Raw genomic sequence first — 18,173 nt, forward strand, 5'->3', positions numbered from 1 at the left:
ATGAACCGCTTCGCTTTCGTCACCTTCTATCGCTCGCTGGTGCGCCACAAGCTCTATGCCGCGCTCAACATCGGCGGGCTCGCGGTGGGCATCGCCGTCTTCATCGTGCTCGGCCTCTATGTGCGCTTCGAGACGAGCTACGAGCACTGGCTGCCGCACCACGACCAGATCTATCTCGTGCAGGACAACTGGAACCTGCCCGGCCAGTTCGAAGGGCCGATCCCGACCTCGATGGGCGGCTGGCTGGAGACGTTCCAGCGCGACTTCCCCGACATCGAGGGGACCCGGATCGATCGCGAGAACGGGACGGTGTTGAGGAACGGCACGGGCACCAGCGAGGGGATGCAGCTGGTCGATCCCAAGTTCCTCGACATCTTCAGGTTGACGATCGTGCGCGGCAACGCGGCGGGCGCGCTGGCCGATCCGGCCAACCTGCTCATCAGCCAGACGGTCGCGGGCAAATATTTCCCCGGCGCCGATCCGATCGGCCAGCCGATGACGATCGTGCTGAACGGCACGCCGCGTCTCTATCGCGTCGCCGCCGTGTTCGAGGATCTGCCGCGCAACACCGAATTGCAGGCGAACATCATCGCCCGCCTCGTGCCCAAGCAGGTTGCCGGCGACTATTGGTATCACTGGGGCAGCGAGTCCCTCTATACCTATCTGCGCTTCCCCACGCCCGAGGCGGCCAGGGCGCTCGGCGGCAAGCTCGACGATTTCGTGCTGCGCCACGCCAAGCAGGACATGGGCAAGAGGCCGCTCGATATCTTCCGCGAGACGCTGCTGCCGATCAGCGATCTGCACCTTCAGGCGAAGGGCGCGCGGCTCACCGTCACGACGCTGGGCATCGTCGGTGCGCTGACGCTGCTGATCGCGGTGATCAACTATGTGAACCTCGCGACGGCGCGGGCCAGCCTGCGCGCTCGCGAAGTGGCGATGCGGAAGGTGCTGGGCGCCGACCGCAAGACGCTGATGCGCCACTTCATCGGCGAGGCGATGGCCACCGCAGCGCTCGCCGCCTTCGTCGGCCTCGCCATCGCGGAGATCGGGCTGCCGCTGGTCAACGCGGCGGGCAATCTCTCGCTGTCGATCCACTATATCGGGCAGGATGGCGTGCTGCTGCCGCTGGTGCTGCTGGTGATCCTCGTGGGTCTCGCGGCCGGGCTCTATCCGGCGGTGCTGCTCTCGCGCTTCCCGGCGGCGGGCGTGCTGGCGGCCTCGCGCTCGGCGGGCGGTGGACGGGCGGGGACGCGGGTGCGCGAGGCGCTCGTCGTGCTCCAGTTCGCGCTGGCGACGGCCTTCATCGTCGGCACGATGGTGCTGACCGTCCAGACACGCCATGTCCGCAACGCCGATCTCGGCTTCGCGCGGAACGGGCTGATCGTGGTGCCGAGCCTCACCGAGGAGCGGCTGACCGAGGGGCAGCGGGTTTCGATCGTCAACAGTTTCGCGGCGCTTCCGGGCGTGCGCGCGGTCTCGCGCTCCGACACGGCGCCGGGCGACGAACGCTATCAGAATCACAATAATCTGAAGCTGCCCGGTATGTTGGGGAATGGCCCGTCGCTGATGTCGATCGTAGGGGATCGGGGCTTCTTCCGGGTCTTCGAGCCGAAGCTGCTGGCCGGCCGCCTGCCCGACGACGCGCATCGTGAGGATGACTCCGCCGGCCGGCCGCCCGAGCAGTCCCGCAACATCGTCCTCAACCGTCGCGCCGCAGCCCAGCTCGGTCTCACGCCGCAGCAGGCGGTGGGCAAGACGCTCACCGGCGATGCGACCCGCACCGTGATCGGCGTGGTTGACGACATGCGTTTCTACTCGCCCCGCGACGGCACGCGCGCGGCCTATTACACCTACAAGTCGCGCGACATCGTCTTCCCGATCGCCACGGTGCGCTTCGACGGCGATCCCCGCGGCATGACCGAGGCGCTGCGCAACGCGTGGCGCAGCGTTGCCCCCGAGGTGCCGTTCAAGGCCGTCACCGCCGACCAGAATCTCGAAACCTACTACAAGTCCGACGATCAGGCCGCGCGGCTGTTCGCGATCGGCGCCGGGCTGGCGGTGGCGATCGGGTGCGTCGGGCTGTGGGGCCTCGCCTCGTTCAACACGCAGCGGCGGGTGCGCGAGATCGGCATCCGCAAGACGCTGGGCGCTTCCTCGCGCGATGTGGTGCTGCTGCTCGTCACGCAGTTCCTGCGGCCGGTGGTGATCGGCAACCTCATCGCCTGGCCGCTGGCCTTCATCGCGATGCGGACGTGGCTGGCGGGTTTCGAGGACAGGATCGGCCTCTCGCCGCTCTATTTCCTCGGCGCGACGCTGGCCTCGCTGCTGATCGCGGTGGCGACGGTGCTGATGCAGTCGCTGCGCGCCGCGCGCGCCGCGCCGGCCTGGGCGCTCCGCCATGAATAAGCGGAGGTGGATGCTGGCGGGCTTGCTGCTCGCCGCCGCACCAGCGCGGGCGGAGACGCTCGCGCAGGCGGTGAACGAGGCCTATGCCTCCAACCCCGTCTTCGCCGCCGCCCGCGCCCGCCAGCAAGGGCTGGAGGAGCTGCCCGAGCAGGCCCGCGCCGGCGGGCGCCTCTCGGCGGCGGCCGACGCGGCCGGGGGCTATGACAAGTTCGACTATGGCAAGGGCGGCGCGGCGACCGTCTCGGCGGACCTTCCGATCTGGACGGGCGGGCGCGTCTCCTCCTCCGTGCGCGCGGCGCAGGGGGACGTCGCGGCCGGCGCCGAGGGGCTGCGCGACAGCGAGGCGGCGCTCCTCACCGACGTGATCGGCGCCTATGCCGAGCTGCTCTACGATCAGCAGGCGGCCGACATCGCGCAGGCGGACATCGCGCTGCTCGACCATCAGGTGGCGGAAGCCAACGCCCGCTACAAGCTCGGCCAGGCGACCCGCACCGACGTCGCGCAGCTCGAAGCGCAACGCGCCTCGGCGGTGGCGACGCTGGCCGATGCGCAGGCGACGCTGGCGACCACCGGAGCCCGCTACCGCGCCATCGTCGGCCGGGCTCCCGGGGTGCTGGCGCCGCCGCCCGAGGCGCTCGCGGCGCTTCCCGCGAGCCTCGATCAGGCGCGCGACCGGACGCTCGGCACCAATCCGCTCTATCGCCAGAGCCAGCGCCTCGCCGAAGCCTCCTCCGCGCGGATCGATCAGGCGCGAAGCGGCGGCGCGCCGACTGTCTCTCTGGGCGGCAGCTATGGCTATGACGTGCGCGCGACCGGCGGCGACGATCATGCTTTCCCACGCGCGGCGGCGGCGGGCGTGGTGCTGCATGTGCCGATCCTGACCGGGGGGCTCGTCGCCTCGCAGGTCCGGCAGGCGCGGGCCGACTATCGCGCGGCCCGCTTCGACCAGGATGCCGCCGCGCGCGAGGCGGTGCGCGCCACCGAAGCGGCGTGGGCCGCCATGATCGGCGCCCGCGCCCAGGCCGAGGCGAACGGCAGCCGCGTCACCGCAGCGGACCTCGCGCTCAAGGGCGTGCGGGCGGAATATGGCTTCGGCCTGCGCTCGACGCTCGACATCCTCGTGGCGGACGAGAGCCTGCGCGCGGCCCAGCTTGCCGAGGCGCGCAGCCGCAGCGACCTGCTGATCGCGCAGGGCGCCCTGTTGCGCGCGACCGGGACGATGGACCGGAGCGTCTTCGGATAATCCGCGGACGACTGGCAAGCCGGGGTGCGGAGGGCTAGAAGCCCCCTTCGCCAGATGCTGGCTGCAACCGCATGGGATGAAACAGTGACGAAGCTCCCCGACGTGAATGAGGATCAGCAGGCCACGCTGATCGACCTGGACGGCACCGCGCCCCTGATCGCGCCGCTCAGCGAATGCGTGCGCCATTTCGCGGCGCTCACCGCCAAGGCGAAGGCGGACGCGCGCGTCCTGCTGACCAAGCCGGTGCCGCGCAAGGACCGGCCGACGCGGACATGGATTCTCAATCCCGATGATCTTGAGGAACTGGCCCGCGTGCTTCCGGGGCGCAGCGTTCACTGAACGATCGCGCCCCTCGGGGCGGGATAGCCGGCGCGCCTCCCCGTCGCGCCGGCCGGCCTGGGCGCCGCCACGAGGGCGCCTCAGCCTGAAGAGGGCTCAGGCGTGCCCGGACTGGAAGAAATCATTTCCCAATACGCCCGTCCGTGCCGCGAAGATCTCGATCTCACGGTAGGTGATGAGGCTGGACTGATGCTGGATTCCGACGAGGAAACGGGATCGTTCGGCTTCAGGCTGGTCCCGCATCCAGCGTATCATCGCGCCCAGCGTGCCGCTGTGGACGATCTGCGCGGATGGTGCGGCGGGATTGACCGTGTCGGTAAGATGAACCCAGGCGCGGTGCGCCAGCGGGAGATGGTCCATGATAGTGCCCCTTCGGCCGGATATTTCCCAAGCGGAAGCAACGACTGAACGCCGATATAGCACGTTCTGGCGCTGAATAAGGGGCAAAAAAAGGGGAAGGCGTCCCGCTTCGGTCCAGATTTTGGGCGGGGGACGCCTTCCGGCAACAGGTCTTACTTGGCCTTGTCGGCGGTCCGCGAGACGGCGTTGCCGGCCGAGGCGACATCCTTGCCGGCGCCGGCGATGGTGTTGCACGCCGTGGTGAGACCGGCGGCGACGAGAAGGGCGAGCGTGAGGGTCTTGCGCATGGGAATCCTTATTGGCTGACAGGCGCAGCTACGGGGTGGCGCGCAACGGAAGTCAAGGGTTTCAGGCGGTGACGATTGCTCCGTCACGGACATGGATAGGCCACGCCGTCAGCGCTTGGCCCGCGCAAGGCCCGCCGACGCAGGCGCCGCCCTCGATCCGGAACAGAGCGCCGTGCCAACTACAGGCGATCAGCCCGCCGTCGGGCGTCAGGTAATCGTCCAGCACCTGCGCCAGCGGCAGGCCGGCATGGGGGCAGCGATCGACATAGCCATGCACCGCATCGCCCTTGCGCACGACGAAGCCGTGGAAGCGCCCGGCGCGCATCTGGAGCACGAAATTGCGCGCCTTGCCGTCTGCGATGGCGTCCAGCGGGCAGAGCGTCACGCCGGCGGGCGTGCTGCTCAGCCGCGCGACTTCGGGCTCGGCGTCGTTCACTTCGGGAGCTGCGCCTTGGGGAAACCCGACCATACCGCGTCATAATCCGGCTGGCAGAGTGGCGTCTCCATCGCCCAGCGGGTCGGGCGGATGACGTGGCGGCTCTCGAACATGAAGGCCATGGTCGACTCGATGCGGTGCGGCTTGAGATCGGCGGCGACCGCCTTCTCATAGCTGGCCCAATCGGGACCGTGGCCGTTCATCTGGTTGTGGAGCGACGCCCCGCCGGGTGCGAAGCCGCCCACCTTGGCGTCGTACACACCCTCGATCAGCCCCATATATTCGCTCATCACGTTGCGATGGAACCAGGGCGGGCGAAACGTATTCTCGGCCACCATCCAGCGCGGCGGGAAGATCACGAAGTCCACGTTGGCGGTGCCGTGCGTCTCGCTGGGCGAGGTCAGCACCGTGAAGATCGACGGATCGGGATGGTCGAAGCTGACCGTGTTGATCGTGTTGAAGCGCCGGAGATCGTAGCGGAAGGGCGCAATATTGCCGTGCCACGCCACCACGTCGAGCGGCGAATGGCCGAGCGTGGTGGTCCAGAGCCTGCCCTGGAATTTCTGGATGATCTCGGTGGGGGCGTCGACATCCTCGAACCACGCCACCGGCGTCTCGAAATCGCGCGGATTGGCGAGGCCGTTCGCGCCGATCGGGCCGAGGTCCGGCAGGCGGAAGAGGTGCCCGTAATTCTCGCAGACATAGCCGCGCGCCGGCCCGTCAACCAGCTCGACGCGGAAGCGGATGCCGCGCGGCACGACGGCGATGTGGAGCGGGGCGACCGTCATCACCCCCATCTCGGTGACGAGGCGGAGCGTGCCCTGCTGCGGCACGATCAGCAGCTCGCCGTCCGCCGAGAAGAAGACGCGGCCCTCCATCGAGCGGTTGGCGGCGTAGAGATGGATGCCGCAGCCGCTCCCCGCCGCGACGTCGCCATTGCCGCCATAGGTGACGAGGCCATCGACGAAATCGGTGGGCTGGTCGGGCAGGGGCAGCGGGTCCCAACGGAGGCGATTGGGGCTCGGCGGCACCTCGTCGAACGGGCCGGAGCGGAGCAGCGGGGTGCCGTCATAGGGGCGGAAGGGCGCATGATCCGCCGTCGGCCGCATGCGGTAGAACCAGTTGCGGCGGTTCTCGGCGCGGGGCGCGGTGAAGGCACTGCCGGAGAATTGTTCGGCATAGAGGCCGAACGGCACCTTCTGCGGCGAGTTGCGGCCGACCGGCAGCGCGCCTTTCACCGCCTCGGTGGCGAAATGGTTGGCGAAGCCGGGGAGATAGGTCTCGCTCACGCGCGTCTCGCTTGTCGTCGCTTCGGCTGCCTCGAACATCGGCCACTCCGCTCCTTGTGATCAAGCCCTCTCCCGCGGGTGAGCGCGGAAGAGGGCCTGTCTTTCTTATCGTTGTGTCGCATCCTCTCCCGACGAGAGACGATGGGATCAGGCGTCGACGGTGATGACGCCGCGCCGGATCTGGTCCAGCTCGATCGACTCGTAGAGCGCCTGGAAATTGCCGTTGCCGAAGCCTTCATTGCCCTTGCGCTGAATGATCTCGAAGAAGATCGGGCCGAAGGTGTTCTCGGTGAAGATCTGGAGCAGGATGCCCTCGTCGCCGACATTGCCGTCGATCAGGATGCGGTTCTTCTTGAGGCGCTCGAGATCCTCGCCATGGCCGGGGACGCGCTTGTCGACCAGCTCGTAATAGGTCTCGATCGTGTCCTGAAGACGCACGCCGCGGGCGCGCAGCTTCTCCACCGTCTCGTAGATATTGTCGGTGGTCAGCGCGAGATGCTGGATGCCTTCGCCGTTGTAATCGCGGATGAATTCCTCGATCTGGCTTTTGTCGTCCTGGCTCTCGTTCAAGGGGATGCGGATCGCCTTGTCGGGCGCGATCATCGCCTGGCTGAAGAGGCCTGTCGCCTTGCCCTTGATGTCGAAATACTTCTGCTCCTCGAAGCCGAAGAGCTTGTTGTAGAAGGCCGACCACACGCGCATCTGGCCGCGCTTCACATTGTGGGTGAGGTGGTCGAGAAGGTCGAGGCCGACGCTGTTCTTCGCCGAAGCCTCCTGCCAGCCGGGGATTTCCTCCCAGTCGGCGAAGGGATCGCTGTCGACGAGATAGAGCAGCGAGCCGCCGATGCCCTCGATCGCATAGGCGCCGGGGAAGGCGCTGTTCGCGGTGTCGGCGTTGGTGGCGCCGCGCTCCAGCGCGCTACGGTGCGCATCGGCCGCGTTGGCGACCTTGAAGGCCATGCCGTTGGCGGACGGGCCGTGCTCGGCGCGGAAGGCGGCCGCGTGGCCCTCGCCGGCGTTGAGCACGAAAGCGATGCGACCCTGACGATAAAGGGTCAGGTTGCGGGCGGGAACGCGCGCGGCGGGGACGAAGCCGAGCTGCTCAAGCTGGGCGCCCATCCTGGCCGGATCGGGCGAGGTGAATTCGCAGAAGGCGAAGCCGTCGAGCCCGAGCGGGTTCGTTTGATCCTGCGTCATGGTCGATCTCCAGAGGTCGGTAACATTGGTTACTAATATGGGATCGGGACGCCCCGGAGTCAAAGGGGGAGGGGGGTGGTTCGTGTACGCGCTGCGGCGGATGCGGGCATGAAAAAGGGGGCGCGGCCTCACGACCGCGCCCCCTTTTCCTGGACCCCCGATCAAAACCCGATCTGAAGCCCGGCACGCAACGCTACTGACACTCGATTCTGTTGCTGCTCCCCGCTGAACTCGCCGCTGATGGTGTAGCCGCGGGTGCCGCCCTTGAGGCGGAACGCGCCGGTCCAGCCGCTGGTGCGGTCTTCCGGGGTGAGGGTGAAATCCTGGCCGCCCGTGAAGTGGGCGGTGGTGCTGCCCAGCGACCCGCCGACGAGCTGGCGACGGCCGCCCTCGATCTCGGCGCGGAGGAAGCCGCCCTCGTCCTCGGTGAGGTCGAAGAAGTTGTAGCCCAGCGCGACCGAGCCGTTGGCCGCCAGCTCGTCGCTGGTGCGGCCGTCGACGATCAGGTCCATGCCGACCCCGCCGCCGTCCTCGGCGTAGTGGCCCTCATGCAGGTGGTAATAGTCGACCGAGGCCTGCGGACGCAGCGAGAAGCTGCCCAGTTGCAGCTTGTAGGAGAGGCCCGCCGTGCCCGAATAGAGCTTGCCGTTCCACTTGCCCTCGGCGTTGCGCAGCACCTTGTCGCTGCCGTCCATGCCGTCGAAGCGGCGGTGGCTCTTGAAGTCGATCGTCCCCCACGATCCACGCGCGAAGGCGTGGAGGCCGCCCCAGTCGGCGCGCCAGTAGGCGGCGACTTCATACTGGTTGGAGTTCACCTCGTTGGTGGTGCCGCTGTCGTCGTCATTGCCGGCGAGATAGGCGACCGACACGCCGAAGCGGCCGAGTTCGCCCGCCTTGATCTCGGCGCCGCCCGAGGCGCCCCAGCCGTTGATGTGATAGCCGGCGGTGTCGCTGATCGCCTTGGTGCGGCCCCAGCCGACCTGCTGAATCCAGAAGGCCCAGCTATCCTCGTCGGCGACCGGGGCGTCCGGATCGGCGAGCATCCGCGCGGTGGCGCGCGAGCCCGAGGTCACGGTATCGAACGCGCCGCCGGCGAAATCCGGCAGCAGCGAGCGGAAGCTGTGGCTGAAGCTCGACGCGTCGGTGATGCCGAGGAAGGAGTCGCCGATCGGCTTGTCCGCCGCGATCGCCGCGTAGATCGCGTCGTAGGCGGCGGCCTGCGCGCGGTTGAGGCCCAGTTCCGTGGCCGACTTGCGCGCCACCGAGACGTCGATCTCGTTGGCGCCGTTGGCGGTGACGGTGGCCTTGTAGAGATAGGGCAGCACCGTGCCTGCGGTCGTCAGATTGGTGGCGCCGGCGATCGTGCCGGCCTGCACCACCGCATAGGTGCCGACGGTGTGGTTGATGTCGGAGAAGCTCAGCGCGAGCTTCGAGCCGGTGTCGAAGCTCGCCGCGCCCGCCACCTTGTAGAGGGTGCTGGCGCCGGTCGTGCCGTCGATGTTGACGCCGAGCGTGCCGCCGCCGGAGACGCCGAGCGAGGCGAGCGAGGTCGCGCCCGTGCCGGTGATCTTGAGGCTGCCGCCCTTCACCGTCACCGCCACATTGCTGCTGTTGGCGAGCGTGCCGCTGAAGCCGGCGGTGTCCGAGATGGAGAGCGTGCCGTTGCCGCCGCCGAAATCGGCGGTGCCGGCGAAGGTCGAGGTGTTGGCGAGCGACATCGCGTTGGTGCCGCCGCCGAAGGTGGCGTTGCCGGTGTAGGCCGCGTCGCCGGAGATGGTGAGGCTGTTGTTGCCCGCACCGAAGCTCGTGTTGCCGGCGACGGTGCCGTCCGCGACGACGAAGCTGTCATTGCCGCTGCCGAAGCGGACGTCGCCCTTGATCGCGGGCGCGGCCACGCCCGAGGCGGCGACCGGCTGCGTGATCGTGACGGCCGAGGAGGAGGCGGACAGGTCGATGGCGACGTTCTGTCCGTTCGCGCCGCCGGCAGCGGCGATGGTGCCGCTGTTGGTGACCGAGGTCACCTGGCCGGACTTGTCGAGGATCGCGGTCGCGCTTGCCGAGCTGTCGAGAGCGTTCGCCTGGATGACGCCGCTGTTGACGATCGACTGGACCGACGCGCCCGCGTCGATCTGGAGGGCGGTGGCAGCACCGCCATTCTTGCCGCCGCCGCTCGCGGCGATCTGGCCGCTCACCTTCACCTGGGGGACGGTGGCGCCGCTGCCGATGTGCACGGCGGTGGCCGACGCGTTGTTGGCGGTGGCGGCGACGGTGCCGCCGATCGTCATGCCGTTGGCGATGTTCACCGTGCCGCCCTGGCCGCCGATCACGAGACCGTTGGCGGCGACGCTGTCATAGATGCCGAGCCCGGACACATTGCCGTTGATGACGAGGCCATGCTTGTCCGCATCGGACGCAACGGCGCCCAGCGTGATGCCATGGTCGCTCGCGCCGATCAGCAGCGCGGGCGCCGAGCCGTAGCTGGTCAGCGAGGCGGTGGTCGTGGTGACGGTGTTGCCGCTCGAATCCGTGGTCGAGCTGGCGGCGGTGAACAGCGCGCCGCCCGCCACGTTGCCGGCGATCTGCATCGTCGGCCCGCCCTGGAGCAGATTGTCCGGGGTCAGCTTGGTCACGTCGGTGGGGAGCGTGATCGAGCTGTAGCCGGTCGAGGTCATCGAGCCCTGGACGACCAGCGCACCCCCGATGTCGCCGTTGAGCAGGACGGCCGAGCTGTTGAGGCCGACGGTGCCGATCGCGCCGTTGAGCGTAACGTTCCCGCTCACATTGCCCGCGCGGATGCCCACGGTGCGATCGCCGGTGACGCCGATGCTGCCGCTCTGGGCCAGCGAGCCGGTCAGCGGGCCGTCGAGCGAGATGGCGGCCGAGTCATTGCCCTCGATGTTGATCGCGCCGCTGCTGGTGACGTCGCCGGTGAAGGCGCCCGCCGTGCGGATGCCGTAGCGGCCGGAGCCTTGCGCGAACGGGCCGTCGAGCACGCCGTCGCCGTTGGTGTCGGTGCGCGTATAGGTTTCGCTGACGGTGATCGTGCCGCTGTTCGTGATCCCGCCGGAGACGCCGGCATTGGCGAGGATGCCCGCCGCGTTGTTCACGCCGTTGTACGAGATGGTGCCCGCGTTGGTGACGGCGTTGTTGCTGTTGATCGTCACCGCCGCGCCGCTGGTCGTGGGGCTGATCGAGCCCGCGCTGGTGATGCTGATGTCGGCGGGCGTGCCGCCGGTGCCGGCCGTCGCGGTGAGGACGGGGGTGGTCTGCGACGCGCTGATGGTGGCGACGGGGTTGGCGGCGGAAGCGGCGGAGGTGGCGAACAGCCCGAACGCGATGGGCGTGAGGCAGGTGGTAGCGAACAGGCTGCGCATGGAACCCCTTTATCGTCTTACGCGACGAGGGATGGCTCCGGGGCCTCCCCCATTAGCGTGAAGACGGAGACGTTCGCGGCCGACCTTGGTCTAAAAATGCGTGTCGAAGCCGAGGCGCACGGTGCGGGGCTGGAGCGGGGTGATCTCGCCCCCGCTCTGGACGTTGAGCGGCGTGCCGAGCGCGAAGCGGTTGCCCGCCGTGTCGAGCAGGTTGGTGACGCCAAGCGTCACGCCCGACCGGCCACGCCCGAGCCGCGCAGACCAGCCGGTGTCGACATAATTGCCCTCCGTGCCGCCCAGCACCGGGCCGACGCCGAGGCGGGACTTGCCGATGTAGCGCGCCCAGCCGCCGGTCGAGAGTTCGAGCCCGTTGGCGAAGACATGGCGATAGTCCACGCCCACGCGCCCGCCCAGTTCGGCGACGTTGGGCAGTTGCTGCTCCACCTCCTGCACTGCGCTGAGGCCGCCCGGCTGGGTGACGGCGGGCACTGGCTGTCCCGCCCCCTGCAAGGGGTTGAACAGGCGGATCGCGCGCAGCCCTTCCACGTCCGGGCGCGTGAGCTTGCTGTTGTTGACGATGAACGAGCCTTCGAGGCGCAGCTCCGGCGTCGGCCGCCAGACGGCGCGCATGTCGAAGGACCAGATGCGCCCGTCGCCGATGTTGGTGGTGACGGGCAGGCCCAGCGCATCGAGGAAATCCGCCTGCACATGCCGCCAGTCGGTATGCGCGACGGAAGCCGCGAGGCTGAAGCGGTCGTCCCCCGGCGGCGCCCAGCGGACGCCCGTTTCCATCGTCGCCACCCGATCGCTGCGGAAGCGCTGGATCATGTAGTTGCCGATGCCGAGCCCGCCGGGGCGGAAGCCCTGCTGGTAGCGGGCGAACAGGATCACCCCGCGCCCCGGCTCCACCGAGGCGGAGAAGGACGGGAGGAACTTGGTCTCGGAGCGGCTGCTGGTGTCGACCTCTTTCGCCGCGGCCGCAAGGAGCTGGCCGGGATCGAGCGGATGGCCCGTGAGCCGCGAATGGGTGAGGCGCCCGCCGCCGGTGAGCGTGAGGCCATGGAGCGGCTCGACGGAGGCCTCGCCGAACAGCGTCTCCTCCTCCACGATGTTCACCACGCCGGTGGACGGCGGCGTGGCGTCGACGGGGCCGAGCGTACGGGTCAGCCGCGCGCTGTTGTGGAGATAGCTGGTGCCGATCACCCAGCCGAAGCCATCGCGCATCGGCCGCGATAGACGGCTTTCGGTGGAGGCGAGGGTGGTGTGGTTGCGCTGGCGGAACAGGCGATAGTCCCCCGGCGTCACCGTCGCGTCGAAGCGTTCGTTGACCGTCTGGCGGACCAGCGCGCCCGAGGTGGTGAAGCGCAGATCCCCCAGATCCCTGGCGATGTTCAGCTCGCCCATCCGGTAATTGTCGTCATAGGGCTGGGCGACGGTGCTGTGCCGGGTGAGCGATGGGCTGTCGCGGTCGGCATATTGGCTGTCGTCGCCATGGATATCCTGCGCGGTGCCGCCGACGTCGATCGTCCAGCCATCGCCCGGCGCAAGGCGGAGCATGGCGCGTCCGCCCTCGGTGTGGACGCGGTTGATGTTCTTCTGGCCGGTGGTGAGATTGTCGATGTAGCCGCCGTCGCTGCTCGCATAGCCGACGACGCGGAGCGCGGCATGGTCCTCGACGACCGGCAGGTTGAGCGTGGCCGATCCGTCCACCCCCGCCGCGCCGTGCGCGACTGTGGAGACGCCGAGCGTGGCGCTGCCCTCGAACCGGTCCAGCACCGGATCGCGGCGGACGATGCGGATGATGCCGCCCGGCGATCCCGCGCCGTAGAGCGTGCCCTGCGGCCCTTCCAGCACCTCGACCGAAGCGACGTCGTAGAGCTTCAGGTCCGGGTCGGGCGCGTTGTAGGTGAGGCGCACGTCGCCGAGATATTGGCCCACCGTCGCCTGCGACTGGCCGACCAGCCCCGAATCCGCGACGCCCCGGATGAAGAGCTTGTCGCGCCCCGCGCCCAGATGGGTGGAGGTGACGCTCGCGACGCGGCTGGCGATATTGTCGCTGTCGGCGGGGCCGTCCGTCGCGAAGTCCGCGCCGGAGAGGATCGAGACGGTGCCGGGGAAATCGCGCAGCAGCGTGCCGCGCTTGCTGGCGCTGACCACGATCGGGTTGGCATCCTGCTTTTCGGCGGAGGAAGGGGCCTGCGCGACCTGGCGGGGGTTCGCGGCGATCTGCCAGCTTGTCGTGCCGAGGCGCTCGGGATGCGCGCCCGATCCGGCCAGCATCCGGTGGAGCGCCTGGTCGACCGTCAGCCGCCCCTGCACCGCAGGCACCTTCTGCTGCCACAGGCCGGCGTCGCCCACGCGGATGCTGGCACCGGTGACGCGGCTCAGCGCCACGACGGAGGCGGCCAGCGGGCCGGCGTTGAGATCGATCGAATGGCGAACGTCGGCGTCGGCGGAAGCCGGCGCGATCAGCGCCGCTGCCGCGGCGAACAGAGGGAGGCGGGCGTTCAATACCGGAGCGGGATTATGGGCGGGATTCGGGCTTTCGGGTCAGAAGCCAGCGTTGGTGGCCATGTTCCACGCCGACGTCAAGCAGCGGGCCAAGGCCGGCGAGGAAGCGCGCCCTGTCTCCGCCATAGGCGATCACGCCGGTGAAGCGCTGGCGGGCGACATCGGGCGAGGCCTCCACCTCCACGCCAAGCCCGCGCGACAGGTCGGCGGCGACGGTGGCGAGCGGCGCCTGTTCGTAGCTCAGTCGATCCTCGCGCCAGCCGCCGATGTCGGCCACGGCGGTGCGGGTCAGGTGCAGCGTCGAGGCATCTCCGCCGGCCGCGAGCTGCTGCCCCGGCCCGAGATGCACGGCCTCGGCGCGCGGATTGTAGATCACGCTGCCTTCCGCCACCGCGACGCGCACCTCCTCGCCCTCGCGCGTCACGTCGAAGCGGGTGCCGACATCCTGCACTTCGTCGTCGCCGACGCGCACCGCGAAGGGATGCGCCTCGTCATGGCGGACGTCGAACAGGGCCTCGCCGCGCTCCAGCGTCGCGATATGCGGATCATGGCGGTCCAGTTGCAGCCTCGTGTCGCCGTTGAGCGCGATGGTGGCCGTGCCGATCGAGACGGTGCGATGCTCGCCGGGCCGCGTCTCGATGGCATAAGGGGCGGGTCGGAGATTCATGGCGGTCCAGCCGAGCCCGCCGACGATCGCCGCCGCGATCAGGCCGCCCGCCGCCCAGCGTCCGCGGGGCCTGCGCCCGGGCATCGCCGTCTCGGGCCGCGCCGGCGTGGCGGGTGTATGGGGCAGGGCGCGCAGCGACGGGTCGATCGCCTCGCCGGCGGCGACCACGGCGTCATAGGCGGCGAGATGCGTCGGGTCCGCCTCCAGCCAGGCCGTGAAGCCTTCCCAATCGGCGAACGCGGGATCGCCGAGCCGGATGACCCACTCGATCGCCTCGTCGCGCAAGCTGTTGTGCCCGTCCGTCATCATGCCGCCTTCGCAGAGAGAACGGAGTCGATCGGAAAACACCTCATTCCCGATCCTCCCGGGCTTCCAGAATGGCGCGATAGGCGCGCCGCATGTCGCTTTCGATCGTGCTGATGCTGACGCCGAGCTGCGCCGCGATGGCGCGCTGGGCGAGGCCCTCGATGCGGTGGAGGCGAAAGGCCTCGCGCGTCCGCTCGCCCAGCGCTTCCAGCGCGGCCTCGACGCGCGCCAGCTCCTCCCGCGCGATCAGCACGCGCTCGCCGGCGGGTGTGTCCGACACGCCGGGCAGCGCGGGGCTCTGGCTCTCGTCCCATGCGATGTCGCGGAGCGTCGCCTGCCGGGTGGCGCGGTAGCGATCGCGCATCAGATTCTCGGCGGCGCGGTAGAGATAGGACAGCGGATTCGCCACCGGCCCGGTCGCCGCCGTCGAGATCTTCAGCCACAATTCCTGAAGCAGATCCTCCGCGTCCGCGCCGGCTCCCCGCGCCGTCAGGAAGCGCAGGAGGGCAGGCTGGTTCGCCAGGAAGATCGCCTGAAGGCCATCGCTCATGGCCGCGTTCGTTAGCGCAGCCTTGGTTCCGGTTCCATCCGCTTGGCGCGCCGGACGGGCACGCGCCCGCTGATCTCGGAGCCCGCATCGGGCGCGAAGCGCAGGTTCCACACCGTCGCCAGCGCGGAAATCCCCGTCACGACAAGGAAGCCGACGGTGAAATCGCGAAGCTCCGGCTTCTCGGCATGATGCGCCAGCATCGACAGATGGAGCGAACTCGCCGCCACGCAGATGCCGAGCGACAGCATCAGTTGCTGGAAGGTGGAATAGAAGCTCGTTGCCACGCTCATCCGCTTCCGGTCGACCCCGTCATAGGCGATGGTGTTGTAGGCGGTGAACTGGAAGGAGAAGAAGAAACCGCAGATCGCCAGCGTCAGGAAGATCGCCGGCAGCGGCCAGCTCGGCCGGAAAGCGCCACAGATCGCATAGCCCAGCGTCCCGATCAGCCCGTTCACGACCAGCGTGTTGCGGAAGCCGAAGCGCTTGAGGATGCGCGGCGCCAGCCCCTTCATCGCGAGCGAGCCCATCGCCGTCGCCACCGTGATCGTGCCGCTCTGCGCGGCGGTGAGGCCGAAGCCGAGCTGCATCATCAGCGGCAGCAGGAAGGGCAGCGACCCCTGCGTGATGCGGGTGAGCGACCCGGCGATCACCGACAGGCGGAAATTCTCGTCCTTCAGGAGCGAGAGATCGAGGATCGGATCGGCACGGCGCCGCGCATGGCGGATGTAGAAGACGCCGGTGACGAGCCCGATCGCGATCAGCGTCGCGGCGATGCGGCCGGCCCCGGCGCGGCTGGTCATCTCGAAGCCGAACAGCAGGCAGCCGAGCGACACGCCGCTCCACACGAAGCCCGCAGGATCGAAGGGCGCCACCGTCTCCTCGCGGATATTGGCGATGAAGCGCCAGACCAGCAGCACGCCGACGATGCCGACCGGCAGGTTCAGATAGAAGATCCAGCGCCAGTCCAGATAGGTGACGATGAAGCCGCCCAGCGGCGGGCCGACGATCGGCCCGATCAGCGCCGGCATGATGAGCCACGACATCGCCGACACCATGTCCTGCTTGGCGACCGATCGCAGCAGCACGAGGCGGCCGACCGGGATCATCATCGCGCCGCCGATGCCCTGCACGAACCGGGCGATGACCATCACCTCCAGCGTCGGCGCCTGCCCGCAGGCGAGCGAGCCGGCCATGAAGATCAGGATCGCCGCCCCGAACACGGTGCGCGCGCCGAAGCGGTCCGCCATGGTGCCCGAGGCGGGGATGAACAGCGCGAGCGCCAGCAGATAGGAAGTGAGCGCGATGCTCATCGCCGGCGCGCGCACGCCGAAATCATGGGCCATGGTGGGAAGCGCGGTGGCGAGCACCGTCGCGTCCAGATTCTCCATGAACAGCGCGCAGGCGATGATCAGCGCGATCAGGCGGTAATTGGCGCCGGAATGGGCGGGGCCTTCGTCGTGCGTCTGGGTGATCGATCCGGCGGCGGGCACGATGCCGTCGCGCACCTCGGCGTTGACCGAGGCCATTCCGCGCCGCCGGGGTTTCAGCATCGGCGAGGCTCCGGGATGATGACAGGAGAAGACGCGGACATGGTCGGGCTTTCCGTTCTGGGACGGGGCCTCTCCTTGTCGGAAGCCGCTCGTCTGGATGCGGGCGTTACCGGGACGGGGGCTACATAGGCGTCGCGTCACCCGATTGTAACCACCTTCCGCCGGAGAAAGTCCCTCTGTGCCCGAGGGTTGTTTCCGCTCTCGATTGTGGAGCGGAACGAGATTGCATGCTTGACATATTGCTGCATCTGAACGCCGTTACCGCCTCAGCGTGCAAGAATAGCGGAACCATCATGAGCCACGACGATCTGCCCCCTTCCGCCGACCCCTCGGCCGCGCGGCCCGAGCCGATGCGCTGGGCCGACGAGGAGCCGCGCCGGCTGGGCGGGCGGGGTAAAATGCTGAGCTGGATCGGTGGTCTGATCGGTCTCGCGCTGCTGATCGGGCTGGCCTGGTATCTGTCGCATTCCTCCTCGTCGGGGCAGGGCCCCGGCGCCGGCGCGGGCCGTCATCGCGGCGCTGGCGGTGGCGGGGGACGCTTCGGCGGAGGCCGGGGCGGCATGAACCAGCCGACGACGGTCGGCACCGCCAAGGCGACGCTGGCCGACCTGCCGATACAGGCCGAGGCGCTGGGCACGGTGACGCCGGCCGCGACCGTCACGGTGCGCCCGCAGGTGTCGGGCACGATCACCGAGATCCTGTTCCGCGAAGGCCAGATGGTCCGCAAGGGCGAGGCGCTCGCGATCATCGATCCGCGGCCCTATCGCGCGCAGCTCCTCCAGGCGCAGGGCGCGCTGATCCGGGACAAGGCGCAGCTCGAGAACGCCCGCGTCCAGCTCAAGCGCTACGACATCCTGATCCAGCAGGACTCGATCGCCCGGCAGGACCGCGACACGCAGGCGGCGCTCGTCCACCAGCTCGAAGGGACGATCGCGGTCGATCAGGGGCAGGTGCAGGCGGCCGAGATCAACCTCGGCTATACGAAGATCGTCTCGCCGGTGGCGGGCCGCGTGGGCATCCGCGTGGTCGATGTCGGCAATTATATCGGCGCGGGCGACACCAATGGCGTGGCGGTCGTGACGACGCTCCAGCCGATCGACGTCGAGTTCGCGATCCCGCAGCAGCAGGGGCCCGCGATCAACAAGCGCGAGGCTGAGGGCGCGGAGATTCCGGCGCTGGCGCTCGACAGCACGCGCACGCAGACCCTCGACACCGGCCGCTTCTCGACGCTCGACAACCGCGTCGATCCGACGACCGGCACGATCAAGGGCAAGGCGCGCTTCGCCAACAGCGGCAACCAACTCTATCCGAGCCAGTTCGTGAACGTCCGCCTCACCATCGACACGGTGAAGAACGCCGTGACGGTGCCGCCCTCGGCGGTGCGCTCCGGCCCGGACGGCAGCTTCGTGTGGCTGCTCAAGGCTGACCGCACCGTCACCGAGCGCAAGGTGAAGACGGGCGTCGTGGCCAACGACAAGGTGCAGATCACCGACGGCCTCGCGGTCGGCGACATCGCCATCACCGACGGCGGCGACCGTCTGACCGAGGGCGCCAAGGTCGCGCTGCCCGGCGATCAGCCCGCAGCGGGCGGCGCGCAGGGTCGTGGAAACGGTGCCGGCGGCCATCATCGCCGTCGCGGCGGAAACGGCGGCTGACGA

The 18,173-nt window shown here is 69.0% G+C and carries 14 protein-coding genes; 4 read left to right on the forward strand and 10 right to left on the reverse strand.

Annotation, left to right across the window (positions count from 1 at the left end; genetic code table 11):
* The 3 genes from ST3T6A_RS0104400 to ST3T6A_RS0104410 all read left to right on the forward strand — a co-directional run bounded on the left by ST3T6A_RS0104400 (window position 1) and on the right by ST3T6A_RS0104410 (window position 3,988).
* A complete protein-coding gene (locus ST3T6A_RS0104400; protein WP_019831684.1) occupies window positions 1-2,406 on the forward strand; it encodes an FtsX-like permease family protein in 2,406 nt (801 codons plus the stop codon).
* A complete protein-coding gene (locus tag ST3T6A_RS0104405) occupies window positions 2,399-3,649 on the forward strand; it encodes a TolC family outer membrane protein (protein WP_026359418.1) in 1,251 nt (416 codons plus the stop codon). The genes ST3T6A_RS0104400 and ST3T6A_RS0104405 overlap by 8 nt, the downstream gene beginning before the upstream one ends.
* An 84-nt stretch (window positions 3,650-3,733) precedes the next feature.
* A complete protein-coding gene (locus tag ST3T6A_RS0104410) occupies window positions 3,734-3,988 on the forward strand; it encodes a hypothetical protein (protein WP_019831686.1) in 255 nt (84 codons plus the stop codon).
* A 96-nt stretch (window positions 3,989-4,084) separates the two neighbouring features.
* On the opposite strand, the gene ST3T6A_RS0104415 is transcribed toward ST3T6A_RS0104410, so the two are convergent.
* The 10 genes from ST3T6A_RS0104415 to ST3T6A_RS0104460 form a co-directional block, all read right to left on the reverse strand.
* Window positions 4,085-4,348: a hypothetical protein gene (locus ST3T6A_RS0104415; RefSeq protein ID WP_019831687.1), complete on the reverse strand. Its 264-nt coding sequence runs from the start codon at window positions 4,346-4,348 to the stop codon at window positions 4,085-4,087.
* Window positions 4,349-4,500: 152 nt separating this feature from the next.
* On the reverse strand, window positions 4,501-4,635 hold the full coding sequence (locus ST3T6A_RS0104420; RefSeq protein WP_019831688.1) for an entericidin A/B family lipoprotein: 135 nt from the start codon (window positions 4,633-4,635) through the stop codon (window positions 4,501-4,503).
* A gap of 61 nt (window positions 4,636-4,696) precedes the next feature.
* The gene (locus tag ST3T6A_RS0104425) at window positions 4,697-5,071 is read right to left on the reverse strand and encodes a Rieske (2Fe-2S) protein (protein ID WP_019831689.1); all 375 of its coding nucleotides are present in this window, start codon (window positions 5,069-5,071) and stop codon (window positions 4,697-4,699) included.
* Window positions 5,068-6,399 (reverse strand): homogentisate 1,2-dioxygenase, encoded by a 1,332-nt coding sequence (gene hmgA / locus ST3T6A_RS0104430; RefSeq protein WP_019831690.1) that lies wholly within the window; start codon window positions 6,397-6,399, stop codon window positions 5,068-5,070. Before hmgA ends, ST3T6A_RS0104425 begins: the two co-directional genes overlap by 4 nt.
* A 108-nt stretch (window positions 6,400-6,507) precedes the next feature.
* A complete protein-coding gene (gene hppD, locus ST3T6A_RS0104435; RefSeq protein WP_019831691.1) occupies window positions 6,508-7,557 on the reverse strand; it encodes a 4-hydroxyphenylpyruvate dioxygenase in 1,050 nt (349 codons plus the stop codon).
* 161 nt (window positions 7,558-7,718) lie between these two features.
* Window positions 7,719-10,931 carry an autotransporter outer membrane beta-barrel domain-containing protein gene (locus ST3T6A_RS0104440; RefSeq protein WP_019831692.1) on the reverse strand — a complete coding sequence of 1,071 codons (3,213 nt, stop codon included), beginning with the start codon at window positions 10,929-10,931 and terminating at the stop codon, window positions 7,719-7,721.
* 90 nt (window positions 10,932-11,021) lie between these two features.
* Window positions 11,022-13,442 carry a TonB-dependent receptor domain-containing protein gene (locus tag ST3T6A_RS0104445; RefSeq protein ID WP_019831693.1) on the reverse strand — a complete coding sequence of 807 codons (2,421 nt, stop codon included), beginning with the start codon at window positions 13,440-13,442 and terminating at the stop codon, window positions 11,022-11,024.
* Between the two features lie 13 nt (window positions 13,443-13,455).
* Window positions 13,456-14,418, reverse strand: coding sequence for a FecR family protein (locus ST3T6A_RS0104450; RefSeq protein ID WP_051103378.1), 963 nt, complete (start codon window positions 14,416-14,418; stop codon window positions 13,456-13,458).
* Window positions 14,419-14,458: 40 nt separating this feature from the next.
* Window positions 14,459-14,965, reverse strand: coding sequence for an RNA polymerase sigma factor (locus ST3T6A_RS0104455; RefSeq protein WP_019831695.1), 507 nt, complete (start codon window positions 14,963-14,965; stop codon window positions 14,459-14,461).
* Between the two features lie 11 nt (window positions 14,966-14,976).
* Window positions 14,977-16,515: an MDR family MFS transporter gene (locus ST3T6A_RS0104460; protein ID WP_051103379.1), complete on the reverse strand. Its 1,539-nt coding sequence runs from the start codon at window positions 16,513-16,515 to the stop codon at window positions 14,977-14,979.
* Window positions 16,516-16,808: 293 nt separating this feature from the next.
* On the opposite strand from ST3T6A_RS0104460, the gene ST3T6A_RS0104465 reads away from it, so the two are divergent.
* Complete coding sequence (locus ST3T6A_RS0104465) at window positions 16,809-18,170, forward strand: efflux RND transporter periplasmic adaptor subunit (RefSeq protein WP_019831697.1); 1,362 nt, start codon at window positions 16,809-16,811, stop codon at window positions 18,168-18,170.
* Window positions 18,171-18,173: the final 3 nt, after the last annotated feature.

Origin of the sequence: Sphingomonas sp. PR090111-T3T-6A, assembly GCF_000383095.1 — a bacterium.
In the GTDB taxonomy this organism is placed as follows: domain Bacteria; phylum Pseudomonadota; class Alphaproteobacteria; order Sphingomonadales; family Sphingomonadaceae; genus Solisphingomonas.